This is a genomic window from Methylotenera sp. G11, assembly GCF_000799735.1.
Taxonomy (GTDB): domain Bacteria; phylum Pseudomonadota; class Gammaproteobacteria; order Burkholderiales; family Methylophilaceae; genus Methylotenera.
On sequence record NZ_JUHH01000001.1, the window covers coordinates 1,919,030 to 1,943,356 of the forward strand.

The 24,327-nt window shown below is 45.3% G+C and carries 21 protein-coding genes and 1 pseudogene; 13 read left to right on the forward strand and 9 right to left on the reverse strand.

Features of this window, described 5'->3' with window-relative positions:
- Window positions 1-91: 91 nt before the first annotated feature.
- From GQ51_RS08880 to GQ51_RS08915, 8 genes are all read left to right on the forward strand, one after another.
- Window positions 92-772 carry a TnsA endonuclease N-terminal domain-containing protein gene (locus GQ51_RS08880; protein WP_047552178.1) on the forward strand — a complete coding sequence of 227 codons (681 nt, stop codon included), beginning with the start codon at window positions 92-94 and terminating at the stop codon, window positions 770-772.
- Between the two features lie 9 nt (window positions 773-781).
- Complete coding sequence (locus tag GQ51_RS08885; protein WP_047552179.1) at window positions 782-2,761, forward strand: Mu transposase C-terminal domain-containing protein; 1,980 nt, start codon at window positions 782-784, stop codon at window positions 2,759-2,761.
- A 29-nt stretch (window positions 2,762-2,790) separates the two neighbouring features.
- On the forward strand, window positions 2,791-3,807 hold the full coding sequence (locus GQ51_RS08890) for a TniB family NTP-binding protein (RefSeq protein ID WP_047554078.1): 1,017 nt from the start codon (window positions 2,791-2,793) through the stop codon (window positions 3,805-3,807).
- A 5-nt stretch (window positions 3,808-3,812) separates the two neighbouring features.
- Window positions 3,813-5,693, forward strand: a complete 1,881-nt coding sequence (locus GQ51_RS08895; protein ID WP_235276202.1) for a TniQ family protein — start codon at window positions 3,813-3,815, stop codon at window positions 5,691-5,693.
- Between the two features lie 173 nt (window positions 5,694-5,866).
- Window positions 5,867-7,009, forward strand: coding sequence for a hypothetical protein (locus GQ51_RS08900; RefSeq protein ID WP_047552181.1), 1,143 nt, complete (start codon window positions 5,867-5,869; stop codon window positions 7,007-7,009).
- Between the two features lie 12 nt (window positions 7,010-7,021).
- Window positions 7,022-9,121 carry an ATP-binding protein gene (locus tag GQ51_RS08905; RefSeq protein ID WP_047552182.1) on the forward strand — a complete coding sequence of 700 codons (2,100 nt, stop codon included), beginning with the start codon at window positions 7,022-7,024 and terminating at the stop codon, window positions 9,119-9,121.
- A gap of 190 nt (window positions 9,122-9,311) precedes the next feature.
- The gene (locus GQ51_RS08910) at window positions 9,312-10,187 is read left to right on the forward strand and encodes a DUF6731 family protein (RefSeq protein ID WP_047552183.1); all 876 of its coding nucleotides are present in this window, start codon (window positions 9,312-9,314) and stop codon (window positions 10,185-10,187) included.
- A complete protein-coding gene (locus tag GQ51_RS08915; protein ID WP_047552184.1) occupies window positions 10,174-10,590 on the forward strand; it encodes a hypothetical protein in 417 nt (138 codons plus the stop codon). The genes GQ51_RS08910 and GQ51_RS08915 overlap by 14 nt, the downstream gene beginning before the upstream one ends.
- 54 nt (window positions 10,591-10,644) lie before the next feature.
- Here the strand turns inward: GQ51_RS08915 and GQ51_RS08920 are convergent, their stop codons facing one another.
- The 3 genes from GQ51_RS08920 to GQ51_RS08930 all read right to left on the reverse strand — a co-directional run bounded on the left by GQ51_RS08920 (window position 10,645) and on the right by GQ51_RS08930 (window position 15,823).
- The gene (locus GQ51_RS08920) at window positions 10,645-11,796 is read right to left on the reverse strand and encodes a DNA methyltransferase (protein WP_052177785.1); all 1,152 of its coding nucleotides are present in this window, start codon (window positions 11,794-11,796) and stop codon (window positions 10,645-10,647) included.
- Between the two features lie 479 nt (window positions 11,797-12,275).
- The gene (locus GQ51_RS08925) at window positions 12,276-15,593 is read right to left on the reverse strand and encodes an Eco57I restriction-modification methylase domain-containing protein (protein WP_047552185.1); all 3,318 of its coding nucleotides are present in this window, start codon (window positions 15,591-15,593) and stop codon (window positions 12,276-12,278) included.
- Window positions 15,590-15,823 (reverse strand): DUF6471 domain-containing protein, encoded by a 234-nt coding sequence (locus GQ51_RS08930; RefSeq protein ID WP_047552186.1) that lies wholly within the window; start codon window positions 15,821-15,823, stop codon window positions 15,590-15,592. Before GQ51_RS08930 ends, GQ51_RS08925 begins: the two co-directional genes overlap by 4 nt.
- Before the next feature lie 738 nt (window positions 15,824-16,561).
- Here GQ51_RS08930 and GQ51_RS08940 point away from each other — a divergent pair.
- From GQ51_RS08940 to GQ51_RS08955, 4 genes and pseudogenes are all read left to right on the forward strand, one after another.
- A pseudogene (locus tag GQ51_RS08940) lies at window positions 16,562-16,999 on the forward strand (IS3 family transposase); the annotation flags it as partial.
- Between the two features lie 50 nt (window positions 17,000-17,049).
- Window positions 17,050-17,307 carry a hypothetical protein gene (locus GQ51_RS08945; protein ID WP_047552188.1) on the forward strand — a complete coding sequence of 86 codons (258 nt, stop codon included), beginning with the start codon at window positions 17,050-17,052 and terminating at the stop codon, window positions 17,305-17,307.
- An 11-nt stretch (window positions 17,308-17,318) separates the two neighbouring features.
- A complete protein-coding gene (locus GQ51_RS08950; protein WP_047552189.1) occupies window positions 17,319-17,570 on the forward strand; it encodes a hypothetical protein in 252 nt (83 codons plus the stop codon).
- Entirely contained in the window at window positions 17,567-18,322 is a 756-nt protein-coding gene (locus GQ51_RS08955) for a hypothetical protein (protein ID WP_047552190.1), read from the forward strand. Before GQ51_RS08950 ends, GQ51_RS08955 begins: the two co-directional genes overlap by 4 nt.
- Here GQ51_RS08955 and GQ51_RS12610 read toward each other — a convergent pair.
- From GQ51_RS12610 to GQ51_RS08965, 3 genes are all read right to left on the reverse strand, one after another.
- Complete coding sequence (locus GQ51_RS12610; RefSeq protein ID WP_268746828.1) at window positions 18,319-18,450, reverse strand: hypothetical protein; 132 nt, start codon at window positions 18,448-18,450, stop codon at window positions 18,319-18,321. The two genes, GQ51_RS08955 and GQ51_RS12610, sit on opposite strands and share 4 nt — an antisense overlap.
- Before the next feature lie 359 nt (window positions 18,451-18,809).
- Window positions 18,810-19,433: an isochorismate family cysteine hydrolase YcaC gene (gene ycaC / locus GQ51_RS08960; RefSeq protein WP_047552191.1), complete on the reverse strand. Its 624-nt coding sequence runs from the start codon at window positions 19,431-19,433 to the stop codon at window positions 18,810-18,812.
- A gap of 50 nt (window positions 19,434-19,483) precedes the next feature.
- Window positions 19,484-20,347, reverse strand: coding sequence for a pirin family protein (locus GQ51_RS08965; protein ID WP_047552192.1), 864 nt, complete (start codon window positions 20,345-20,347; stop codon window positions 19,484-19,486).
- A 102-nt stretch (window positions 20,348-20,449) separates the two neighbouring features.
- On the opposite strand from GQ51_RS08965, the gene GQ51_RS08970 reads away from it, so the two are divergent.
- Entirely contained in the window at window positions 20,450-21,340 is an 891-nt protein-coding gene (locus GQ51_RS08970; protein ID WP_047554081.1) for a LysR family transcriptional regulator, read from the forward strand.
- 26 nt (window positions 21,341-21,366) lie between these two features.
- Here the strand turns inward: GQ51_RS08970 and ubiM are convergent, their stop codons facing one another.
- The 3 genes from ubiM to GQ51_RS08980 are packed head-to-tail and all read right to left on the reverse strand — an operon-like array spanning window position 21,367 to window position 24,146.
- The gene (ubiM, locus tag GQ51_RS08975) at window positions 21,367-22,539 is read right to left on the reverse strand and encodes a 5-demethoxyubiquinol-8 5-hydroxylase UbiM (RefSeq protein WP_047554082.1); all 1,173 of its coding nucleotides are present in this window, start codon (window positions 22,537-22,539) and stop codon (window positions 21,367-21,369) included.
- Between the two features lie 49 nt (window positions 22,540-22,588).
- The gene (locus GQ51_RS12465) at window positions 22,589-22,750 is read right to left on the reverse strand and encodes a hypothetical protein (protein WP_160280007.1); all 162 of its coding nucleotides are present in this window, start codon (window positions 22,748-22,750) and stop codon (window positions 22,589-22,591) included.
- A 46-nt stretch (window positions 22,751-22,796) separates the two neighbouring features.
- Window positions 22,797-24,146 carry a hypothetical protein gene (locus tag GQ51_RS08980; protein ID WP_235276203.1) on the reverse strand — a complete coding sequence of 450 codons (1,350 nt, stop codon included), beginning with the start codon at window positions 24,144-24,146 and terminating at the stop codon, window positions 22,797-22,799.
- Window positions 24,147-24,327: the final 181 nt, after the last annotated feature.

Below are 24,327 nucleotides of genomic sequence, written 5' to 3' on the forward strand. Positions count from 1 at the left end.
TCCAATTGGCAGAAATTGCTGATAGGCAAGACAGGACTCCATACGCCCAAATTTCTGAGTTACTCCGATTGATGCTAATTAGGAGTCAATGATGAATCACACTAAAGCAGTACCATTAATACAGATAAATTTCCCGAAAGACGGAAAAATCCGCAGCAGGAAAGTAGTCAGCCGTTCCAACTCACGCAATACCGGCAAGTACCCGAGCTGGAAAATGCAGCGCATGATGCAATGGGAATCAATCCATGAAGGCAATGCGATGCGTATCCTGGATGCATCGTCTCATGTAACTGCATTTCACGAGCAGCCATGCGAGATTATTTACAGCATAAACGGTGAGCAACATCGGCATTATCCGGATTTCATGGTGATAGAAGACCGCCGCCGTGAATTCTGGGAAGTGAAAACCGAGGCTGATGCAAACAGTGCGGAAGTCGCGGAACGAACAGCATTATTAACAAGAATGCTTCCTGAACACGGCTATAGCTACCGTATCGTGTTGGCAGAAGTACTGGCTAGGCAGCCTAGGCTGGATAACGTCAAGCGCCTGAATAAGTTGGGACGGCAGCCCGTTCCGATGATTGAGCAGGAACGTATCAGGCGCTTATTTGCACACGAGCCAGTCATCACCTGGGGAATGCTTGAGCAGGCAACACCACAAACATTGCGCAACGTCAGCCGCCTGATACTGGAAGGCAAACTCAGTATTGATTTAAACCAGCCTATCAGTTTCGCTACTTCAATTCACAGCAACTTTAACGCACAACACTAGGAGCACATCATGGCAATTGCATATTTTTGTAAAAACACATCCTTTGACATGGATGGTCGCGAATACCAACTCAATCAGGAAATCACAAAAGGACTGTGGCAGGCTCAGGAAGTAAGGACCGGCAGGATTCATGAATTTAATATTCAAGAGCTGCAAAGGCGTTATACCGATGGCAAACTGGTATTTACTAAAGATAAAAATGAAGTCATGAACCAGGAAGCTGCACGGGGAAATCTGCCGACGAGAATCAATCGCCAGCTGGAAGGTCAGGCATGGGATAAAGCCAAGATTAAGCGCATGTATGCTAAGGCAATAGAGCATTTGCCCAGTACGGAAGGTATTGTGAAACAGGCTGTGCGGGAAGTCTGGGAGAAAATCAGGCTGCCGGAAAAAGCACCGCATTGGGTAAGTGTCTGCAGCTGGAAGAAAAAATATCTTGCAAATGGTAAGGATGCTTTCGCTCTAGGTGAGCAGCACCAGCGTAAAGGTAATAGGACATCGCGTTACCCATTGGAAGTGATCGACATTGCTGAAGACTGCATTGATCGAATTTATCTGCAGCGTGAACGCAAAACAATCGCAGAGACTACTGAAGAGGCGGTTGTGAAGGTGACCCGTGAGAATAATCAGCGCCCTCTGAGTATGCAATTACCACTGCCTACCAGAAGATTGATAGAAAGGTTGATAAATAATATCCCAGCCTTTGACAGATATGCAGCCCGCTATGGGCGCATCGCAGCCAACCGTATTTACCGAAGCAAGTTCAAGCATCATGTCACTAAAAAGCCACTTGAGTCCGCAGAGATTGACCATACCAAGCTCGATTTATTCGTGATCGATGATGATTCGCATATTCCGCTCGGCAGACCATGGCTCACGATCTGTATCGATAGCCATACACGCTGCATACTGGGTATCTATATCGGCTTTGAGCCGCCCAGTTATCTCACGGTAGGAAAATGCCTCAAGCACGCATTCCTGCCTAAGTCTGACCTGCAGAAGCAGTTTCCGGAAATCAGGCATGCATGGGAAGCGCATGGCGTGATGGAGATGCTGTTTGTTGATAACGGTCTGGAGTTCCATAGCATCAGTCTGGAGAAAGCCTGCTTTGCCTTTGGTGTGGAAATTGTCTATACCCCGCGCAAGAAACCATGGTTCAAAGGCAAGATCGAGCGCTTCAATCGTACTATCAATGATGGCGTGAGTCACGGGATTGCAGGCACTACATTCAGCAATATCTTTGAGAAAGATGATTACGATCCATCCAAGCACGCGGTTGTGACATTAAGTACCCTGCGGCTGATAGTTCACAAATGGATTGCAGACTATTACCACCAGAAACCGCACCGCAGTCTGGACAACTATACTCCGGCCGTATTCTGGTCCAGCAGCATCAATCCGGAGGATATCGCGCTGGCACATAACCCCGCGGAACTGGATATTCTCCTCGGAAAAGCGATAGCAGATAAAAGGGTGACCAATAAAGGCATAGAGATAAACAACCTGCTCTACAACTCACATGAATTGATGCAATTAAGAAAGCAATACGGTGAAGACCTGACTGTGGAGATTCGTGTTGATGAGAGTGATGTCGGTCACTTGTATGTGATTCTCAAAGACAATCAGGGCTATATCGAAGTGCCGGCGCTGAACCAGGAATATGCAAAAGGTTTGACGCTGTGGCTGCACGAAATTTGCCGCAGTTATGCCAAAAAGCATTTCAAGAAGGCGGACGTATACAGCTATGCACGTGCGAAAACCGAGATTCGTGAAATCGTGGAGAAAGAACTCAAGCTCAAGCGTCGTAAAACTAATGCCAGAGTTGCTCGCTATAACGATACCAACCAGCAGGCTGAAGCTAAAACCAAGGCTGTGACTAAGACAGCCAAAACTGCGGAAATCGCTAGTAAAAAGCCATCAGCTCAAGCTAAGCCTGTAGCTACTAAATCCCGTCCAAGTTATGCGCCGATCATCGACCAGCGTGCTTGATTGAAACGAAACTTTTAAAGGATGACATCATGAACCAGATTCAATATATTCCAACGGCTGTGGACCAAGTGCTGGTGCCGCATCGAGATTTCCAGAGGGCAAAACTGCGTATTGAGACGCACTTGCTTGCGACAAAAAGTTACAGTGAGCCCACCTGCATTGCCGTCGTCGGCGAGTCGCGTACCGGCAAATCAAGGCTGCTGGAAAGCATCAGCAGGCAGCATCCGAAACAGCGTGATACAGAGGGCGCCATTGTGCCGATCCTCAGTGTCCGCACTCCGTCCAAACCAAGCGTCAAAGGTTTGGTCGAGGTCATGTTAAGGGAGCTGGGTGACCCGCTCTGGTATAAACGCGGTTCTGAAAACGAAAAAACCGAGCGTCTCTATACCCTGCTCACGCAGACCAGAACCAATGCGATCATCATTGACGAGTTTCAGCATTTTTATGACAAGGTATCGCACAAGGTACAGCATTACCTGTCCGACTGGCTGAAAATCTTTGTAGACCGCTCCGGCCTGATGCTGATTGTTGCAGGCCTGCCGGACTGCATGGCAGTCATCAACCAGAACCAGCAGCTGCGCGGCCGCTTCATGGCTCCCATTCATATGCCGCGTTTCGACTGGAATGACGAGGATGCTCAGGCAGAATTTATTGCCTGCCTGGAATCATTCCAACAAGCTCTGAGTCGTTATGAACTACCGGACCTGACTTCCGATGAAATGGCATTCCGGTTTTACTGCGCCACGGGCGGACTGATTGGCTATCTAGCGAAGATACTGCACCAGGCATGCCTGAGTGCGCAGGTAAACAATACGTTCAGTATCAGTCTGGCAGACCTTGCCAGAGCATATGAGGAGTCAGTCTGGATGGATGGGGTTGTGTTCATCCAGAATCCGTTTGGTGAAGATTTTGATACTACGCCCAGCCTGTATTCTGTGGAGGCTGCACAGCAGGTCGGTGCAGCCAGTCATGGGGATGCAGAATCATGTTCACAGATGTATAAAGCGCAAGCTGGCATGACTGCAGGTGAGGTACTCACAAAATGACCTCCGTGCGTGAACATCAATCTCAAGTTGTTCAGCCATTGGTGATCACACCCTCCCCCTTTGCGGGGGAGAGTCTGCCGGGCTTTATCTTAAGGACGGCTGAACGTAATGGCTACTCTCCAACGAAACTGCTGCATTATGCCGACATGGATGACAATGAGGCGCGTTCAGCCCGACCTTCACTTGAAAAACTGGCGCCGTTGTACGGCAAGTCTGCTGCAGAGATGAAAGCTGCAGGCCTGGATAGCCAGGAACCCGGACATTCTGGACGTTATCTGCAGGTCATGGGGCATAGTATTCCCTCCATGTTCACCCGGTCCAAGCATGCCAGCGTCTGCTTGCAATGCGTCAAGGAAAATGGCTATATCGATGGCTTTCATGAGCTTAAATATGCCGTAGCCTGCCCTTTGCATCAAGTCAGAACAGTGCGTAATTGTGCAGCATGTCATAATCCCTTGAGCTGGCAGCGTGAAGGACTGGCTAAATGCAGCTGCGGCTCGGAAATCATTCAAACAGTACCGGAAAAGATCACCGATTCGGCAGTGTTGGTGCTGATGGGGATTCTCTACGCAAAGCTGATGCAGCAGCCTTTGAATCAGGAACAAATGCATCAGAGTGGTTTTCCGGTTGGTGCGATGGAGCAGTTATCTATTCAAACTCTACTTTCGATGATCTATCGTTTCGGAATGTTTAATGGGGAACAGCCAGCGGGCACTGATACTGATTTCATGGCCGTGGAAACCGCTGCTGATGTGCTGTCAGATTGGCCGCATCGTTTCCATGAATATTTAGCAAAAGTACACGCTCCGAATGCTAACCTTAAAGTCAGCGGCTTACGTGGTCAGTTCAATTCATTCTATGAATCGTTTTTTAAGAACATTGAGCAAGGTCACGAACTGCAGTTCATGCGGGATGCCTTCGTTGCTTTCGGCCAGCAGCACTGGCAGCAGGCTGCGGTGCATCCAAAGTTATCTACTGCCATTGCCGGCCAGACGATGGGGGTAAATCAATTGGCAGTCCGGCTCGGCGTGCAACCCAGCACGCTGAGAAAGATGATTGAGGACAAGGTCATCAATGTCGAGCTCAATGAACTTAACGCAACGCGCAAACTGGTTAAGCTGGCAGAACAGCAGCCGTTTGAATTTGCATTTGGCAGACGCCTTGGTTTGAAAGAAGTGGCCCAGCAGCTGGATATTCCTGTAGAGGTTATGCGTGCCTATCGTTCGCATGGTTATTATGAGGCAAGACACTTTGCACCTATGCATATGTTCCATGAGCGCGACGTGGATGCATTGCATAGGCGTTTGATGCAGGGCTTGCAATTCAAAGTCCCGTTTCTGGTTAGCAGGCAACACATCACTCTAAGCCAGGTAATGCGGCTCAAGATTAGCTCGGAAATGAAAGCCATGTGGCTGAATGCTGTATCTAAACGTCAGATCGTGGCGGTGGGAACAACCAGCGAGCTACCAAGTGGACTGGTGTTTGATTCGCGCAATGTTAAAAGCTATCTGGAGAATATCAGGCACGCATTGCATGGCACGCTATCACTGAATGAAGCGCAGTCTGAACTGAAAATTGACCGTGGAACCTTATTTGGATTGGTAAAACATGGCTTGCTTGAGAAGGTATATCTGCAGGGGCTGGGGCTCCGCATCACCGAAGCTTCATTTAACCATTTCAATGAAAGCATGATTGCCTGTCTCCAGGTCGCTTTGCTCAAAAATACCACACAAAAAGCAGTGCTCAAGCTATGTCAACAGATGCGGATTCCGGTTATACAGATTGCAAGACGAGGTCGTCTAAGTCAGATGACTTGCTGGGTGCCCAGGTTTCAGGTTAATTTGCTTGGCGTTGGTGATAACCCTAGACAGCAGTTCGCCGCATAGTGTAACGCTCTTCCAAATCTCTAGGTAGTAGAGATTTATATATTATAGTTAGCTGATATAGATAGGATTTTTCATATTAAATGTTTTCACAAAATGTAAATTAATTAAGGCATAATCAGATTGTGGAATATAGACTAATAATTAATTGATAATAAGAAATGGTTAGAGGGTAAATGATCGACCCGGCATCCCAAGCCCAACTTAAAGTAGCAATTGCAGATTGTATCGGTTCCGATCAAAATGTTTTGGATACTTTGCGTACGGAAATATCATCTTTAAAATCCATTACTCGCCGTATTCAACCTCGCCTAACTACTTCTATTTCTCTTGTTGGAACTGATGGTGGTAACAATCAACTTCAGTTCGACCCGTTTCTCATCCAATTAGTCAGAGTCGTTGACAGCAGTAACAATGAATACTGCTTAGAAGCCGTATCTCCGACAACTCCGATTCAGAAACTGAATGATCGTCAATTAAACAAAGAAGGATATCCGCTTACAGCTCTAGGCGAAATGATGGCTTTCTTGAATGTGGACAGCTTGCAAAAGCTTTCCCACATGATCCGTCCAACTGATAAAGGTAGCCCAGTGTCGCCTAGCTGGGTGCAGGTTTACCGTGAACTAGTTGAATGGGCAATTCTTTTTGCACTGCTAAAAAAAGACTTTGGAACTGACACTTTAATTGTTTGTGATGGATTACTTCGCACTAAAGTTTTCGCTCAAGATCTTTTTCAGAAAATACTTCAAGGCATGAGCGATCGTATTGATCAGCACTGGAAACGCAATCGGAGGCGTGTTTATTTAGTAGGCGTAGCCAAACACAGTAAAGTACTCTCACGCTATCGACTTGCGATGGCCTTAGAAGGAGTGCTTCAGACAAATTATCCAGCATATGTTGAGGTGCCTCGTGAAATTGAGGAAAAAGCATACATATGGTCTGAATTCGCGCGTGGTAATGATCGGGCTGAAGAAGGTGGGGAAATAAATAAATTTGTAGGCGGAAAAATGTTTCTCGTGAAATTCGGCAGTAATCCACGTGACCCGGTTTGGCCGGTAGATATTTTTGTACCTCAGATTCAGGAGTCACAAGCAATAATAGGATCTATGCTTGCTGATGCTATCAATGGATTCCCTGTGCCTCATTACCCAAGATGTTTACAAAAAGCCCATGAAAATGCTGCTTTAGTTGATTTTGACTTCGATATTTTGCAAGACTTCATTTATGAAGGGGTGCGTAGCAGTTTGGGCCCTGACGCATCTACACTGGATGCTTTTCAATTACAGGATGCTGACCCCGCCCAAAAACGTTACGGATAAAGGAATAACACGATGCAATTTCAGCTTTTCCCTAAAGAGCAAGTTGTAGGAATTTTTAGAGGTTTTCAGCAAGGTGGAATGGAGTTTCATGCAGACTTGGTGTTGCCATATCGAAATGAATTCCAGAGTATTCCTATGCATGGGCAATTCTTGCTTGTTCAACTTGAAACACCAGATGAAGCTGTATTAGGTCGTATTGCATCTTTTTCCTCTGAAGGGAAGCTTTCGTTCGGTTCGGGTGAGGAGTTTAATATTCGTGCGGTACAGGAAGATCGACCTATTCCTGAAGATCTTCGTGAGCAATATCTAAAATATCGTGTAAATATTCGTGTTCTTGGTGTGATAAGGAAAAATGGTAAAGGATTAACATTTGTACCATCTCATCGACGTTTACCACATGTGGGCAGTCAAGTGGCTTTTCCATCAAGTGAAGTATTGCGCGAAATTTCTGGGCATAACATTACGGGAGCTTCGATTGGACACCTTGCGTTTGGTGAATATATTTATGCGGCTGGTAATGCTCAATTTGAGTCTCAAGAATGGATGCAGATTCTTGCTCCAGAAGTAATGATTAATTTTCCAGTAGAGTCTTTGGTTTCACGTCGCAGTTTTATTTTTGCTCGTGCTGGTTTTGGTAAATCTAACCTCAATAAACTATTGTTCTCAAAGCTATATGAAACTACACCCTTTGTAACCAAACGAGGTGACAAGCGTGTTCCTGTAGGCACAGTAATTTTTGACCCAGATGGAGAATATTTCTGGCCAGATGATAAGGGGCGACCTGGGCTCTGTGATGTGCCTGCTCTTGAAGATAAATTGGTCATTTTTACTGATCGTCGGAATTCAAGTCCATTTTATCAATCATTTGTTGCTGGAGGCATCAGGCTAGATATTCGTCGGCTAAGGCCTGGAGATGTTATTGCCATTGCACTAGGGCCAGAACGTCAAGATCAACAAAATGTGCGCAAGTTACGTGGCTTGTCTCAAGAAAGATGGGAGTCGTTGGTTAATCAGATAGATACTAATGGTAATGCCACCCCATTAGAAGATATTTGCCATCTTCTAGACCTTGATCCGCAGAGGCAGGAGGCTGAGGCCTTGGCTGCACGGAGTAACATGACAGCTATTGTCAAAATGTTACATGATAAAAGCAGTCAGCTAATGGATATGCTGATTCATTCGCTTTCGGAAGGTAAGCTTTGTGTGATTGATGTGTCACAAATGCGTGGCGGTCAATCACTAGTTTTATCAGGTTTAATTTTGAGACGTATTTTTGACCGTAATCAGCAAGAATTTACCAGCGCAGATCCAAAAACAATCCCAACAATTGCGGTAGTAGAAGAGGCGCAGTCTGTACTTAATGAGAATGCTCCGGCCTCTGAGCCTTATGTGGCGTGGGTTAAAGAGGGGCGAAAGTATGATCTTGGTGCTATGTTGATCACTCAGCAACCTGGCAGCATTCCTAGTGAGATTTTAAGTCAGGGCGATAATTGGTTTATTTTTCATTTACTTTCAGCCGGGGATTTGACCTCGTTAAAGAAGGCCAATGCCCATTTTAGTGATGATTTATTGAGTTCGCTTCTCAATGAACCAATTCCTGGTCAAGGTGTGTTTTGGAGCTCTGTTGGCGGCAAACCATATCCGCTTAGCCTAAGAGTCCAGTCATTCGAGAAACTATTTTCAATGCGCGATAAAGCTTACACTGCTCCTGCTGCTAACACATATGCGCGTACGCTTAGTGCCACTTTCTCTGGAATGAGGCAGCCAGATATTACTGCGAAAACTTCCATTGCTAGTAGCTCAATACCTGCTATTGGTGCAAGCGATGTAGAGCCAATTGACGTTATGGCTAATATTGAGGCCAAGGCCATTCAAGCATTAAAGGCCAATACCGTTTTAATAAGTAAAATCGAAACGACAGATGGAGTAGCATGGGGGGCGGTTAAAGCGTTTTTTATTGAGCATTTACCAGCCCATTTGGACAACAAGGATGATTTTGCTTACAACCTTGTTACAAAGGCACTAACCGAAATTTACGGAACACAAAATCAGTTTTGGGAATCTTACCGGAACCAAGATAAAAACTACACATCCTACGTCCGGAAAAAATGACAGCTTACCTATTTGTAGAGTCAAAATTGCATGAATTCAAAGCTAAACTTATTACATTGAAATGCAAAAGTTAGCGGTGACGGAAGAGGGATATAGGGGTATTCCAACGCCTTTATATGCATTTATTATCTTAAATTGTAATTAGCGATGTTTTTTATAACCGATTATCTAGCAATCATAGAGGAAGCTTATGGCAACAAAAAAATTTAAGGTTGGTTTTTTTGTAGGCTGTGTCGGAGCAGGAGGGCGCGACGGTCGAGTAAGTCAAACGCTTCTTGATTTATCACAACAACTGCAGTGCCAAAGCATCGTGTCGGGCGATGTCTCGTATCAAATCCGAGAACTTATTCCATTTAATAACGGTGCGTCGTTTCGTGGTGTTTTTGCAAAAATTCGCACAACCGATATCCCGCATATCGGCAGCACTGGTGGTGAAGAGAGGGAAATTGATCTGGATGATGATGAAGGCGTTATTGAGAAAAATCATTTTCTTTATTACCGTCAGAATGAGCTGCTAGTTTATCAGTCAAATGGGAACGGCAGCACTGTCGAAGCTTTTGGTCGCTATTTCTCCGACATTTTGAATCATACGACAGTATTTAATGCTATTCTTAAAGCAGATGCCATGCGTCGCATGATGAGCGCTGACCTAGAACCAAGAACGATTGAACTCAGCGTTGCCAGGCCAACCAATCCAGACTTATACCCGAATGATGACTGGAGCAGCGAGTTGTTTGGCTTGATGGCCGGTATTGATGGCTTCAAGGCTCGTATCAAAATAAGTGCCGAGGGAGCTGGAAGATCTAGAGGTCGGCTCATGGATCGCGCCAAGCGTGTCGCTGCTGCGTTAGTAAATAGCGGCAATGCAAACATTGCTAGAATTAAAATGGCTGGGGTTGAGCAACCCATTGATTTGATCGCTGATAGGGTTATTGCCCAAGTGTCGGTTGAAATGAACGGGCGGTACCCTGTTTCCGATGAAATGTTCCGAGCTCTAGGAGAGGCCAAAAACCAACTAGCAGAAGATTTGGATGCTGTCTTGGGTGGACAGAATGCTTTGGATTAGAATCAGCATCTCTGCAATCATAGCTTGGCTGCTATGGTCGCACATTGACGTATACAGCGTAGATGCATTGCACAATGCAGCCACCGCATTTGCTGGAGTTACTGCAACCATGCTAGGGTTTATGATTGCAGCTTTGTCTATATTAGCTGCTGTTGCAAATCAAAAGTTATTACGCAACATGCAGAAAACGGGGCATTATAAAAAGCTGCTTCACGAGTTGTACCATGCCTCTGCCGCATATGCGGCAGGGATGATTGCTTCTTTGACCAGTATTTTTTTGACCTCTCCATACCTTTCATGGGGTATTACGGTGACAATTTTTGCAGTCGCCTATTCTACTGCGATGATAATTTCTGTAGGACATAAATTCTGGGTAGTTCTAACCAACCTTCACTCAACTTAGTGAAGAAAGATAGCTAGCTGATCTTGATCGACGTCGCAGTGGCTTGCTTCAGACTTAAGTGCGTCGCACATGAAAATCGTATTCAACAGAAGCTATGGAGCTTGCTTTCATTTGATTTGCTTGGCGCTTTCCTGAATGTGCAGAATCAGCATTTCTAATTGAAACGACTTTCCATTTCACGCCTGACGATTCGAGTGAGTTCATAAATAAATTCTTTGCGTCAACTCTTGCAGAGGGAATGATTCCAAATCTTACAAACATGTGCAAATCATCAGAGCCTATATTGCTAATATTTTTCCATACTTGCCCAAGAGAGTTTGCAAAAACTTCCCTACTTCCATTAGCAATTTGATCACCTGTGTCATAATCAACATACTCTTTACCACCCAAAAACCAGTTACGAAGCCATTGATCTTGAACATAAGAACGCATCCCAAAATAAGGTGGTGATGTTATGACCATAGAAGGCATGCTTGTAATTGATTGATAAGTACTGGCCAGTTGAGAGTTTCCTGTCAGTACTTGTGTAATGGAATTTTCAGTCTGCTTTTCAAGTGTAATTAATCGCTCAATTTTTCTTCGAAGTACTTTTAAGATATCAATTTGAGGGGCGATAAGGTTATGTTTTTGCCAGTATCGGACAGCATAATCCGGTTTGGATGCGTACGTTCTTGGCATTTGATTAGAAAAATAACCCGTATTTTCGATATATTTTGCTCTAGGACCATGCAAGCATCCAAGTACAGCTGCACGTAAAATTACTGAAGCATCAGTATCGTTTTTAATGGCTAACAGAGCTTCTCGAAGACTACATAAATCTCTTAAAGTATCAGGATGATAAGCAGCCTTAAAGAAAGGCGTTTGAGGTATATTTAAAGGAACGTTGTTAGAAATTAGCTCGGATGCAAGTGTAAGTGGAGTTTCTAAATTTGTGGATGCTAGTTTGGCTTTTGCAATTGCTACAGCTACCGGGGATGTATCAATTCCCCAAGCCTCTGAGTTCAGTTGACGCGCTGCGAACAAGGTGGTGCCTCGGCCGCAGAACGGGTCGAGTGTGACAGTATTTTTGTTTTTATGTCTGCGAAGTACCTTAAGAGGGTACTCAAGAGGAAACATTGTAAAATAAGGACAAATGCCATTTAATGCTTTGTTTTGAGCAGCTGTTGCTTTGCGTATTTGTAAGATATTTTTGGCCGGTTTGTTCATTAATAATTCCTTCTGAAAGTTTACACATCAACCTTCCTATTGGGAATATAGATGTTTTAAACCAACTCAAGCATTTTTAAGAGTTCTGATACGAATTTAAATTTAACTTAATTACATCAAGAAGCAACTTTTGAGTAAATTTATCTGAGTATTTTATGGAGAACATTTCCTGCTATTCTAGTAAAAGACAAACAATAAGTTTTTAGAAATTATGATTTGCAACTGATATGCGTAATCAGCTTTGCGTGCACAATCGGTCAGTAGAGTCGAAAATTACCATGTAAAGTTTCTGGCTTAATTTACATCTTATATTTCACTTTTATACTCGGAGCTGTTTCAGTTGCAAGTACATAGAGTGTGGAGCTAGTAAACTATAGCCGTTGTTCTCTCAATCGCTCAGCATTTAGACGTTTCGTCAATTTCATAAACATCATAAATAGCACTGATGGTTTAGTATGGACGAGGCAACCTACTGTTCGTCAATTAAATAATTGTGAATATGCATTATCAAGTTGATTGTCAATTATATTCATACTGGTTGGATCGTTGTGTTTATTGTGAGCTTCTATTGATAGGTCACGCAGCTTTAAATGTTTAGGATTGTTTTTATCATATTCTGGTATTTGTATTGGTGGTCGAATTTTTCTGGACCGGCCATCGCTAGATTGTGAAATATATCGCTCAACAATTGGCGCATTCAAAATTGCGCAAATATAGTGCGCTTCATCCTCTGTAATAAACCCTCCGCTAGGTCTTTCACATATAGATACGGCATGTTTTTGAAAGAGTGGATATTTAGTATCACCCCATGGCGTGACAATAGCTTTAGCTACAGCAGCACAATGCTTTGTGTTATCACGAAATACCACGTGACAAGTCGCATGGCTATATTTTCCTACTCGAGCAACTGCGTAGAATTCGGTATTGTTTTTTTCACCAATTATTTTATCGTTATATTGAGTTTGAGATGCAAGCAACTGCTTATTGTCATTTAAATATCGCATTAAATTTGGACACTGCTTTGCTACATCTGCATGGGATATTGGTTTTCGACCATCTCCCTTTGTCGGATCATAGAGAAATGGCACATAATACTCTGGGGCTGTAATATGAAACCTTTGAATATTTACACCTTTTACTAAAGGTCTTAAAAATTTTGTTTCAAGCAATTTCTCATTGGATGAGATTCTGTGCTTGGATTTGGCGTGTTGGGAGTTTATAAAAAAGGTCATTCCATGCCGAGCCTTTTTAATTACAGGGGATAACAAATAAAGTTCTTGTGGGTAGAACTCAATACCTTGTCGGCTTATATAATTTGATCTGCCTGTAATTTTGGCAAAATCTGAGATGTCAGACGTATTTTGCGTGTAAGCAAAAGTGGTGTTAGATTTATTTGGGACAATAGCTTTTTTCTCTACTATTTCGAAAAGATCTTTTACGTCAGAAAATTTAATAGTATTTCGCTGATGATAAATAGCTTTGTTGGATAGCCCTTTCCCTGTTTTTTTTATGAATTGTGTAACAGGAATCCCTTTTTGATAATCAATAATTTTTGATGAAATAAAGAAAGTTAAGAATCTATGTTGTACTGGATAAAAGGGATTGCCAGCCTTAGTCCAGTCGTAAAATTCCTGGAAATATAATTGGCCTCCATCTCGTAAGGGTAATTTTCTAAAACCTTCATATGATTGCTGGAATATCATATTTTCAGGCATGAGGAATGCCAATATTCCATCTTTTGATAACCAGTTCTCTGCCGCAACGTTTGCAATTAATGCGCAGATATTCAAGTTAATACCTCCGGTAATGCTATCACCAGAAAATAATTTCCGGCTTACACACAAGGTTTTAATTCTTTCACGATAGTTCGCAGGTAGGTTCTTCCAATCGATCCAAGGTGGATTTCCTGCCAAAACTTGAAATTTGCCAATATTCGCAGTAGTCAGAAAGTTTGTGATAATTCTTGCCCAAATTCCGTTCCAGTCATTCCTCTCCAGATCAACAAGTTGTTCTGCTAAATTATTAATTGCTTCTTTTATTTCAGTTGTTATGTCAGATTCTTTAATTAACTCTAAGATTGAATGTGCGATCGAATCTGGATCTTGATTCTTAATATGTGTCTCGATAAGAGTCATCGTTTTCGAAAAAGTGTGCGGATTTCGTGTGGCACTTACTGGCAGTGTGATTTCGATCACGCCTTTTAGGGTGCTAATTTGATATTGTAAACATTCAACTTTACCTATTTTTACTCTTTGTGGAACATATGATGCATCACCCAAGTAAATTGGTATTTCGAATTCATCATCATCTGAGATCAAATGGGAAATGTTGATGAAATAATTAATTCTGGCAGTTAATACTGCGAGAGGGTTTAAATCAATCCCTTTAACGCGGTTAAGCACTTCATGTAGCTTGATTTTGCGACTTTTCCCTTCAGCTTCTTTCAATACCTGTCTCATCATCACGGTAATAAATGTTCCACTACCACAACATGGATCTAGGCCTTTCCAGCCTTTTTTATTTGTGATTTCAATAGAGCGAGTGACAAGATTGTCGGCTAGCCATGGCGGGGTGTAGAACTCTCCCAGACTATGCCTAACCTTGTCTGGGATTATTTGCATAAAGAGATCTTTGAAGAGGTCTTGTATTACGATATGTTCAGTACCAAACATCTTATGGTCTTCATACTGAGTGAGTACCTTAAACACCTTCTTCACAGATACCGCGATATCATCGCTCCATTGTTTTTCTGTACAATACCAGGCGAAAAAATCTCCTTCTAACAAGTTACCAAGCCCCATATCCCGGAAAATGGCACCTTCTTCGAGCCTATATAAATGAGTGCGGGTAGTAGTTAAATCTGAGTTGGATAGATCAGCAAACCCCATGATGTATTGTTGGGACCTTACAGCAGTAATGACTTTGTAAGCTATGATTTTTACTATAATTGCGTAAGCAGTTTGAATGGCATATAACGCCATATATTCGGTTTCATTATCATTTTCACAAATGGAAATGTTTAATGCTTTCGCAAGAGCTTCACGCCTTTCTTGAATAGCTTTTTGTTTTGACGTGTCATCATGGGCCAGCTTAAATAACGCTTTCCATTCATTGAAAAGCATTTGAGAGCGCCCGGTAATGTGACTTTTTAAGGTATTAAATAATGTAATTGATAGTTGGCTTGCAACCCCATTGGGTGAACAAAAATCTTTTACTAAATTTTCTGGGGTAAGTGCAGTTTTTTCTAATAATACGATGCTACGTATAAGGCGTTCTAAATGAATTGAAGATAAGTCTTCAAAATTTGTTTGCGTTAAATCTCCAGCTTCGCTAAGAATGACGAATTTTGCTTGAGTTCCGTCTGTGATAAAACCTATGACCTCATGGTTCTGTTGATGATGTAACGAAGACATGTAATCGCGTATTTGGCTTGTAGCACTTTGCCGACTTGATAAGTTTGTAAGCTTAGTTCGATGCTTATATTCAATAATTAGTGCACCCAGACGACTGTCAATGCGCCCTTTAGCCGCGTGGCGAAGGGTGTCGATACGTTCTTCTTTGTTAGGCAGAAATTGAATATTGAACTGTTCTTTGAGAAACGCATACAGCAAAATTTCAAAGTGATGTGCAATGGTTGCTTCGTTCTCGGCAAGTAAAGCCTGTTCTTTTATTTGATCTACCAGGGTTGTAAGGGAGTTGGCAAACTCAGGCTGACTAAGAATAAACTCTGTTACCTTGCTTTTCAGTAAAGTGTTCTCATGGAACTGAGATTGGGTATTAACCTTGCGCTTGCTCATACTTTTCCTACAGGTAGCCTTATTTCTTCGGCGCCAATTGCATTTAAACATTGAAGAGCAAAAACAAAGCTAAATGTACCCCTATTCATCTTGTTATTAATGCTGTGATAGGTTTCGTTAATTCCATTAGCTTTAAGCCTGTCCGCCAAGCTTTTATAATCAACCCCCCGAAGTTTCAGCTCGGCTTTCAACAGGTTTTTAGCGTGTTCTGTCCATTCGTTTTCGGTCATTGCCGACGCCTTAGTATCATATATGATATGAATACGTCATATATGATTAAATAAAATCATATATGATGTGTAAGTATTATATATGATATTTTGCGAAGGTCTATTGTTTTGGGAATGTCTGATCAAATTAGATTTAATACAGAAGATTTGTCTAAAACATTATCTGTAGTAATGAAATGCTGGGTGTTCTTATTTACGCCACATTGTCAACGAGCATTTCTAGGGAGTGTTCGTAATATTTAATGGACTGAGCAATTTCGATGCAATTTAGCGATAAACAACCCAAAAGGTTTCCCAGAACTAAATGAAGTATAGATTGTGCTCAACCTCTAACTGATGAGACATTAAGCCAACTTATTCAGTTTACTCTTTAAGCTTAAAAAACCTCTGCACCTAACCTTTGACGCTTTTGTAACTTCAGGAGGGATTAAAAACATGCTTTCCTGCGTCCTAATAGCATCCTTTACCAGTTGGCGTGACTGTATCTGGCCTTCGCGTTTAATTCGCAGGATTTCAGCTTCGCTAAGTTTTATTGTTTGAACGGTTTTCATACTTGAATAATAGCTTGTTGCTTTGAAAAGATCTAATCTTCATATTCAGGCTGGCAGCAGATGGGTAATAGCGTCGGGTACGGGAGTCAGACGTCTTATGCAAGTTCTTTATGCGTGGTTTGTTAGTTGTGAGTTTGTCAAACGCTTTTGTATGCCGGAGCAGTTCATTGATGACAGACGTAAGGAGGCAATTGCGGTGGCGGTGATGGATTTGTTCTCACGTCGCATTATTGGCTGGTCTAGGCAATCACGCATTATCAGAGAACTGGCGTTGGATGGATTGCTGATGGCGGTATGGCGCAGAAAACCAAAGGGTAAAGTATTGATCCATTCGAATCAGGGAAGTCAGTACACCAGCGAAGATTGGATGCTGTTTCTGAAAGCTCACAATCTTGAACCCAGCATGAGTCGCCGGGGTAACTGTCATGATAATGCTGTGGTGGAAAGTTTCTTTCAACTACTGAAACGGGAAAGGATTAAGCGAAAAATTTACAACAATCGTGATGAAGCAAAGCAGGATATATTCGATTACATCGAGTTATTTTATAACTCGAAACGAAGACATAATTCCAATAATCTATTATCTCCGATAAACTACGAAAATCAGTTCAACGTTTTTATTTAGGATTTACTTTACGTTAACTGCAGTAAGGCATCGCGTACCAAGGAGATGATATGAATCAAAGCGATCAAGAGTTGGCCCACAGAATAAAACTGAAATTCGGAACCCCGCCTCAGTCTCCGACGGAACTTGAACTTTCAAATATAAAGGGAGAGTTGAGTGCGCTTGTTGATCGCGGTGTTGTTCCAAGCGAACATGATTGGTTCTACATCATAAGTAAATACTGTCCAGACACAGGGCGGTATTCATATCATGGGCTAGATAATTCCGATCTGGTAATGCTGCTCCAGCTAGCGACTGATAAAAAGTAATAGGGGTAAATATGAATATTCGTTCATTTAAAGCAGAGCTAGAGTCAGCCTTGATGATTACTAAATGGTCACCAACTGATAACCAGCTTTTAGAAATTGCCAAGAAGTTAAAGAACTTTAAGGGTGAACCTACTAAATCCAATGTCGAGAAGGTTGTGTTGGATGTGCTGGGTAGTTATGAAGCAAGGATGCTGGAGGGCGTAGACAACTCTGATCTCACAACGCTTCTCATGCTTGCGACAAAAGTGGATAGTGGTAAATGACAAATGAACAAGCGGTGCTTGAAGCGGAAAATAAGGCGTCTGAATTAAAAAAGGCATACACTGGATTCCTGACTCCAATTGTTGTCCGAATCCATAAAGATGCAAGCGAGCCAACTCTTGAAGAGCTTCTTGCTTGTCAGCAATTTGGTGCGGAGTATTTCAATTACGTAGAGAGTTTTGTTGGCACAAGTGGCTTGCTAGGGGCACACGCAAATGGAAAATGGGTAACAGGTTTTGCCGAGACATGCCATAGTGTTCTTGATGCAGTGCTGGCCCATCATGACTTTCTAAACAGTCATTCCGGTGTTCTTAAAGCATCATTGGTTAAACCAGATGTGAACTCATATGCAAATATGCAGCGAATGACAAAGGAATACCTCCAAAAAGAAACATGGCAAACTCTTGAGCAGCAGTATCGGGCTAGTTCTTTGCCTGTGGCGGGCTTTAAAATGAAGGAGGCAAAAGATTTGAAAGAAACACCAAAATGGCAGCTTATAACTGGGCTAGTTATAGGGGTCTTGTTCGCGCTGGTTATTTTGGTTTTGGTTGTTTTTATACCAAACCCTACGCTTTCACAGTTCTTCGTGTTTCGAGGGTTGTTTGCTATATCGTTGGCTGCTGTGGCCGCTATTATTCCGGGTTTGCTAAACGTAGAATCAAGATTTAATCAGTTTTCAGTAAAGGCCACAGGCGCAATTGCGGTATTCATATTGGTTTGGATGTTAAATCCGCCTGCATTGATTGGCATTTAACAGAACCATCCAGACTGCGAACCAGAAGCTTTGAACCGGCGCCATGAGTCCTCACTCACCCCGGGATATTCCAGCGCGCTGCAGTCATCCAGTTCCAGTCGCAATTTTCCGGCACTGATTTTGGTCATTTCCATAGTGATTTGTTTAGCTAAGTGGGGTTGATAGGTGTGCTTGATCTGATTTTATAACCAAGCATGCGGTCGCTCAAGCTGTAATAGGTTAAGCGCATATGACTTAAGGATGAACTGCGATAATCTTGTAGATAAATTTAAATAAAAATCATGAACCTGAAGGGTAATTGTGATTTATGCGTAAATTTATGGCGCAGCTAGTGTTTTATGAAGCTGTTTGATTGAGGGTTATGCTATGTTGTCCATGCGTAATCACTTGATTCTTATAGAAATGAAGATGCCATATTTGGGCTAACCAACAAATATGTACTTAACAGGCTGCCGTTTTAACGCGACAGCCTGTTACGGTCTGTTGATTATTTCGCACTCAGGGCGTTGTAAGAAGTGATGAGGTTGCGGTAATCCGGAATATGGTCAGAGCACAGGGCGGCCAGGCCTTCGATGTCGCGGCGCCAGTCACGATGCAGCTCGCAGGCCACGCCGAACCAGGTCATGAGCTGTACGCCCGCGGCTTCCATGCGGCGCCAGGCCGCATCGCGGGTCATTTCATTAAAAGTACCGGACGCATCAGCCACTATGAACACTTCAAAGCCTTCTTCTATCGCAGCCAGCGCAGGGAAAGCGACGCACACTTCGGTCACCACGCCGGCGATGATGAGCTGTTTCTTGCCGGTTGCTTTCACGGCTTTTACAAAGTCTTCGTTATCCCAGGCGTTGATCTGGCCCGGACGTGCAATGTATGGCGCATCCGGGAACAGTGCTTTCAGTTCCGGCATGAGCGGGCCATTCGGGCCATTTTCAAAGCTGGTGGTCAGGATGGTCGGCAGCTTAAAGAACTTTGCTGCATCCGCCAGCGCCAGCACGTTGTTCTTGAATTTGTCAGGGTCGATATCGCGCACCAGGGATAGCAGCCCTGCCTGGTGATCAACCAGCAGTACTGCTGCATTATCGCGGTCCAGGCGTACATAGGGTTTGTTCATGATAATTCCTTTTCTTAGCGAGTTGTTAAGTGTTCAAGAGTGATCAATATTTATGCTGTTTGTACAAAACGGCCTTGGCTGTAGTCATCAAAAGCCTGGTTGATTTCTTCCACGCTATTCATCACAAACGGCCCATGCCCGACCACCGGTTCATTCAGCGGTTGTCCGCTCAACAGCAATAAGACACTGTCCTGCCGGGCCTCCAGAATCAGTTCGGTACCTGTTCGCTGTAACACGGCAAGCTCGGAAGGACGCACGGTGTATGTATCTCCCAGGCCAACCGCCCCATGTAATACGAATACTGCAGTGGTATGACCTTCAGGCAGGCTAAACGTTGTCGTGCTGCCTGCGTTCAGCCGCACATCCCATACATTCATAGGGCTGAAAGTATGCGCAGGCCCGGCATGGCCGGCGAGTTCACCGGCGATGATGCGGACTTTGCCGGCATTGTCAGCCAGCGCCACTTCCGGTATCTGTGCGCTGCTGATGCCTTGATAGCCGGGCGTGGTCATTTTATGTACGGCCGGCAAGTTCACCCAAAGCTGTATCATCTCGAAAGGGCCGCCGTTACGGGCATAATCATCACCATGATATTCCTCATGGATGATGCCGGACCCGGCCGTCATCCACTGCACTTCACCGGGGCCGATAGTGCCGCCTGCGCCGGTAGAGTCGTGATGCGAAACTTGCCCGTCATATACGATGGTCACGGTTTCAAATCCCCGGTGCGGGTGCTGGCCTACGCCGCGGCGTTCTTTTGTTGGCTCGAACCTGGCTGGCCCTGCGTAGTCCATCAACAGGAAAGGAGACATTTCTTCGTGGATGTCGCGGTATGAAAAGATGCTTTGCACCGGGAACCCATCCCCCACCCAATGGTTGCCATTGCTGCGTTTGATAAAAGCCAGTTTTTTCATGTTGTACTCCTCATTGCGTTACGATGATTCACACTATAAAGACATGACAAACCATCGACTAGATGGTTAAATATGAAATTACTTTTCATTTAAATGAACAATATGGATTTTAATGAAACGGCTGTATTTGTGAAGGTTGTGCAAGCCGGGAGCTTCAGTGCCGCAGCGCGGCAATTAGGCTTGCCCACGTCGACCATCAGTACCAGGATATCCAGGCTGGAAGCCCGGCTTGGCACTACCCTGCTGCAGAGAACAACACGCAGGTTAAGCCTCACGCAGGCAGGCACCGTTTATTATCAGCATGCTGCTTTAGGTTTAAGCTACATGCTTGAAGCGGAAGCTGCGCTTGATGAAGCCCGCCAGCAGCCGCAGGGCAGGCTCAAAATCACCGCACCTGCTGATCTGGGCGATCACTTGCTGGCCGGGCTGCTGGAAGAGACGCAACGTGAGTTCCCAGTCCTGGAATTGGAGCTGATATTAACGGACCGCTACATAGACCTGGTTGCGGATGGCGTGGATGTTGCGATCCGGACTGGGGAACTGCGGGATTCCAGCATGGTTGCCAAGTCGCTCGGTATCATCCGCTGGGCATTGTTCGCCCATCGTGACTATCTGGAACAGGCCGCTCCTTTGGCCGTGCCGCAGGATCTGCATTTGCATCGCTGCGTACAGTTTACCCCTTTAGGGCGGGATGCCTGGAACCTGGTCAGTCGCCAGCATGCACTGACGATACCCATGCCAGGCCGAACCATGGCGAATAACATAGGCGTTGTAAAATCCATGGCCGAGCATCAGCAGGGAGTGGCATTGCTGCCGGCATTTATCTGCAGGCAGAGCGTCAGCTGCGGCAAGCTGGTGCGTGTCTTGCCGGAGTGGGAGGGCACGGCGGACCCTGTGCACCTGGTGTATCCCAAACAGCGATTCATGCCACCTAAGCTACGCGCTTTTATCGACCTTGCGCAGGAAAAATTAAAGGCGCATTTCCTGGAGTAATCGCTCCTGGAATAGCGGTTTCCGGCCTAGCCGGCTTCTGTCAGCATGCGGGCAACTGCACGTTTCAATGGTGCGATACGATTGCTGATACGCAGGGAAGCCGCCCTGACCATGCGTGCCGGCATGGAGTCATCACCATACAGTTTTGCAATCGCATGCGTGGCGATAAAGAGCGGGCGTGTCCGGAGGCGATGTTTTCTTTCGTAGCGTTCAAGCATGGCTGTGGCTGCAATGCTGCCACCCCTGGCTTGTGCTGTTTTAATTTCATGTGCCAGCACATCAATGCCGCTGAGGCCGAAATTGAAGCCGTGCGCGGTTACCGGGTGCATGCCTACCGCAGCATCACCGATCAATGCAAAACGTTCTGCGACAAGCCTGCTGGCGTAGGCGGTCACCAGCGGATAAGCATGCCGTGTGGATTTCAGCTGCATGTCGCCCAGCCGGTGTTTGAAACGCATGGCCACGGCATGATTAAAATCAGTTTCGCTCATCGTCATGAGTGGCTGAATATCGGCTGTGGGCAAGGTGATGACGACCGATGACTGCATACCGTTCATCGGCAGCAGCGCAAGGGTCTGGCCATAATCGAACCACTCCCAGGCCACATGCCGGTGGGGGATGCTGTGTTCCATGACGCATACCATCATGGTTTTACCAAAGTCGTGCATGGTTGCCGCGATGCCCATGGCCCTGCGGGTTTCCGAGAACCGGCTGTCTGCCGCCACCAGCAGCTGCGCCGTTATTTCCTCTCCGTTTGCAAGGGTGATATGTGCGCCTTCGTTATTGGTGCCAAGCGCGCTGATTCTGGCTTCTGTCAGCAGCGTGATATCCGGCGATGCCTTGACCACCTCATAGGCGGCTTTGCGGATCAGGTCATTCGCTACCAGATAGCCCAGCTCCTGTTTACGGCTATCGCGGTGATCGATGTTCATGGCGTAAAGCGAAGGCCCGTTCAGCACGCGTGCATCACGCAACGGGGAAATTGCAGCCTGGTCTATGCGATTCCATATTCCAAGTGCCTGCATGAGCTGCACGGAGCGGTGCGTCAGCGCAATTTCGCGCCCGTCAAATGCGGGGCTGGCTAATTGGGATTCGTGCTGGCGCTCGATAATGGCGATGCGCAGACCGCAGCCGGCAAGCGCCTGCGCAAAACAGAGCCCGGAAGGGCCTGCACCCACAATGACAATGTCGAAATTCATAGGCATGCGACCATAAAGTATTGGTTTAAAGATCTTGGTTTCTAAAATGTCACCCATCATTGCGGCAAATGCATCTGCCGGCATTGACCTTGGTCAATGAGTCATGGTTTTGATGCATCACGGCAATGGAATCGTGCGCATGCCTCAAGACGCTGGCTGCCAGCATTCCCGTACCAGCCTCCAATGCAGCCAGGCTGATTGAATTTGTCATTGCCTGCGGCAATTGCAGGCATTCACAAGCCGCCTGGCGCTTTGATCTAGAATGTATATAGCAGGGTTAGCCATAGTTTATCGGTGTCTTTAATGCGCCCTGCTGCATATTGGTCATGCTCTGAATATTTCCCGTACTCTACTTTGGTGAGCAGGTTTTTGTTGTAGCTGTAGCTCGCAGCAAGATTCCACTCCTTGCCGTATTGGTCTCCGCTGCCACCGCCGCCAGTGTTGAAGTTCCTGTCCGAATCCAGCCAGTGGTAATCGGCCAATAATGCGAAATCGCCGATTTTATAAGCCGCGCTGATGAATGTATCCCTGATCCCCTCTTTCGGGGTGACAAGAAACCTGTCGACCCAGCCCTGGAATAAATGGTTAGTGCCAAACGGGGTCTGGAATGCATATTGGCCATGGTTGCTGCTGAGCAGCTCCTGGTCTGCCCGCAGGGAGAAATTGCCGAATGCAGCCCCTCCTCCCAGCTTGTAGTAATGGGCATCGATGCGGCTGTCACCTCCTGAGTAGTCCTGCTGGCGGGCATATTCAGCCGTGTACAGGAGTTTCCAGTCATCGCTGAGCTTGTGTGCGCCATCCAGGCGTAAGCCCAGGATGCGGTTGGACTGGTCGGCATGGTCATTGCCCAGCCAGGATTTTCCAAAGCCAAGGTTGTCGAAACTGGAGAAATATCCGTAAGCGCTGATAGATTCGGTGGGTGTGAATCTGTATTTGAAATTGGCAATTCCCAGTGCGCCATCGGTGCGCAGTTTGGTGTTGATCTGGCGTACGGATTCAAAGTGTGCCAGGTAGATTTCAGTATTCGCGATGGATTTATTGAGCACGGAGACACCGTCATAAACCTGCATCACCTGACGGAAACCGATGTCGCCGATGAACCTGACGTTATCCAGATTGACCTGCTGGCGGCCAAGCCTGATCCTGGTATCACTGAACGCGCTTGATTCCAGATAAAGCTGGTTCACGCCGGTGTAATCAGGATCAACGATCTTTGCATAAGTCGCTTTGCCCGGATGGCTGGAATATGCGTATATCGGCCCGCTGTAAGGCACCCCGTCGTTAAAGTTGTCCTGTAGCTGCGTGACGTTGATTAACTGGGCAGCCAGGCTCACATCATGGAACGGCGCCGTCTGCCAGCCGATCAGGCTACGCAGCGTCAAGCCACTGGCTTCGGTCAACCCATCCTGGTCAACATGCTCGTAACGCAGGCGGAAACTGGTCATTGCCTTACCGGAAATGACCGCCTCACTGATGCTGGATGGAGGCGTCACGGGTTCCGGTTCGGCAGCAAAAGACACAGGGCAGGCGCCGGCCAGCAGGCAGGCAATACCAAGGCAGCAAAAGCGCCGCATAAATGTGCTGCTGTACAGAGGTGCGGGTTTCATATGAGCTCCCAATCGTAAAGGTTGCATTGCAATGAGCCCATCATAGACCTCACTTAGAGTGTGTGTATTTGACCTTGGTCAAGTTGGCTGACAATCAGGTGACCCTGCTCCACCTTAATGGCCGGATTTTAAAATTGACCAAAGTCAAGGATATGAAATGGACAATCCTGTACATTCTGGT